This window comes from Deinococcus pimensis DSM 21231 (assembly GCF_000519345.1).
In the GTDB taxonomy this organism is placed as follows: Bacteria; Deinococcota; Deinococci; order Deinococcales; family Deinococcaceae; genus Deinococcus_A; species Deinococcus_A pimensis.
Window position 1 is genome coordinate 38,714 of sequence record NZ_KI912643.1, and the last position, 1,819, is coordinate 40,532.

Annotated in this window: 2 protein-coding genes and 1 riboswitch; both genes read left to right on the forward strand. The window is 67.4% G+C overall.

Features of this window, described 5'->3' with window-relative positions; all coding sequences use genetic code 11:
* A partial coding sequence (locus DEIPI_RS0111880; protein WP_169737088.1) for a hypothetical protein occupies nt 1–463 on the forward strand: 463 nt, incomplete at its 5' end.
* A gap of 232 nt (nt 464–695) precedes the next feature.
* Nucleotides 696–770: riboswitch (cyclic di-GMP riboswitch) on the forward strand.
* 12 nt (nt 771–782) lie between these two features.
* Nucleotides 783–1,688 carry an endo alpha-1,4 polygalactosaminidase gene (locus DEIPI_RS30630; protein WP_045234189.1) on the forward strand — a complete coding sequence of 302 codons (906 nt, stop codon included), beginning with the start codon at nt 783–785 and terminating at the stop codon, nt 1,686–1,688.
* Nucleotides 1,689–1,819 lie beyond the last annotated feature (131 nt).

Sequence of the window (1,819 nt, forward strand, 5' to 3'; positions counted from 1 at the left end):
GTTCACGCGCGGTCCGCAGGTGGCCGTGGAGGGCGCCCTCACCGTCACCGCGTCGGGTGGAGGCTTCGGCGCGCGGGTGGAGCAGACGGAGCGGCAGGTGTTCGGTTCGGCGCCCGTCGCGGGCCTGCGCGACGTGAACGCCCGCACGACCGCCGTGGACGTCGCGTACGACGCGCCCCCCTCTTTGGGCGCCGTCGCCCTGCGGCGCGTCTCGTACGCGTACGCCTACGACTGGCTGGCGGGGGCCCCCACGAGGAACGTCGCGAGCGTCTCCGTCGCCGGACGCGTGGGCGCCGCGAGCGTGGTGCCCACCCTCAGCTACGACGTCGTGAGGGACCGCGCGGGCCTCGCGACGGACGTCACGCTCACCTCCGAGTGTTTCGCCTACGGAGGCGTCCTCGACCTGTACCGGGAGAAGGGGGCGTTCGGGGTGAACGTACGGCTGAAGTTCGGGTTGAAATAACGAACCATCGTTTCGTGATCAGGAATCCAAAAACATGACGTTTCTATGAAGAGAAACGCCGTTCCATGAGAGGAAGTCGAGCGCGTCCACGTCGGACGCGCTCGTATTCATCGGTCGCTCGTGAAATTTTGTGTCCATTCCGCCAAAGAAATCCTCATCTCGCACATGTGAAGGCCAGCTAAATCTCTAGGTGGTTGCGCAGCCACGGACGGACCCGCGATCCGTCCACGACTTCACGAACCGGCAAAGCGTCCGCGAGGGCGCCACGCAAAGCCACGGGACCCCAAGGGTCGGCCGGGTTGCCGAAGAAGGAACGAACATGCAACATCGAATCATGGGGCTCCTCGCCCTGACCTGCCTCCTGGCCGCCTGCGGTCAGACCACCACCACGCCCATCGCCGAGAGCGCCACCGTCACGCCCCAGGCCACGATCACGACGACCACCACGACCACCACGACGTATCGCAGGCCTCCGGCCGGACGCGTGGCCTGGGACTGGCAGATCGGCGCCTCCAGCAGCCAGATCAAGGTGCCCGCGGGCGCCGTGATGCTCGACGTGGACGGCTTCGAGACGAGCGCCACCAGGGTCGCGCAGCTCAAGGCGCAGGGCATCTACACCGTCTGCTACATCAACGCGGGCAGCTACGAGGGCTGGCGCCCCGACGCGTCGAAGTACCCCGCCTACCTGAAGATCCAGACCGACCCCGACTGGCCCGACGAGTCCTTCCTCGACGTCCGCGACGTCTTCAAGCCGGGCTCCGTGCTCGCGGGGATCCTCAACGCCCGCTTCCAGATGTGCAAGGACAAGGGGTTCGACGCCGTGGAGCCCGACAACCTCCAGAACGACGAGAACGTCACCTCGGGGGTCATCACGAAGCAGAACCAGATCGACTTCAACGGCTGGGTCGCCGACGCCGTCCACGCCAAGGGCCTCGCGGTATTCCAGAAGAACGGCCCCGACAACGTCCTGCTGCGCGACCGGACGGGCGCGATGATGGTGGACAAGTTCGACGGCATGATCAACGAGGAGTGCCAGCAGTACGGCGAGTGCGCGCCCCTCGCCGAGTACGTCAAGCGCGGCAAGCCCGCCCTCAACGTGGAGTACCGCAAGGCCGCCGCGCTCGACTGCTCGCTCGTCACGAAGTACGGTATCGGCATGATGAAGCGCGACCTGTCCCTCCGCGCGCCCGGCATGAGCGGTTACGTGCGTCAGATCTGCTCCTGAGCTTCCGAGACCACGAGGGCCCCATCCGAGCGCGAGGTGGGGCCCTCGCGTCCTGCGCCCTGCAGTTCAGCCGTCGGGTCGCCGGCGGCGTGCATCGGGCGGGGCCGGGCCGTCCGTGGGCGCGGCGGGAT

Coding starts and splice junctions, on each gene's coding strand:
- DEIPI_RS30630 (WP_045234189.1), top strand. CDS start 783: ATGCAACATCGAATCATGGGGCTCCTCGCCCTGACCTGCCTCCTGGCC.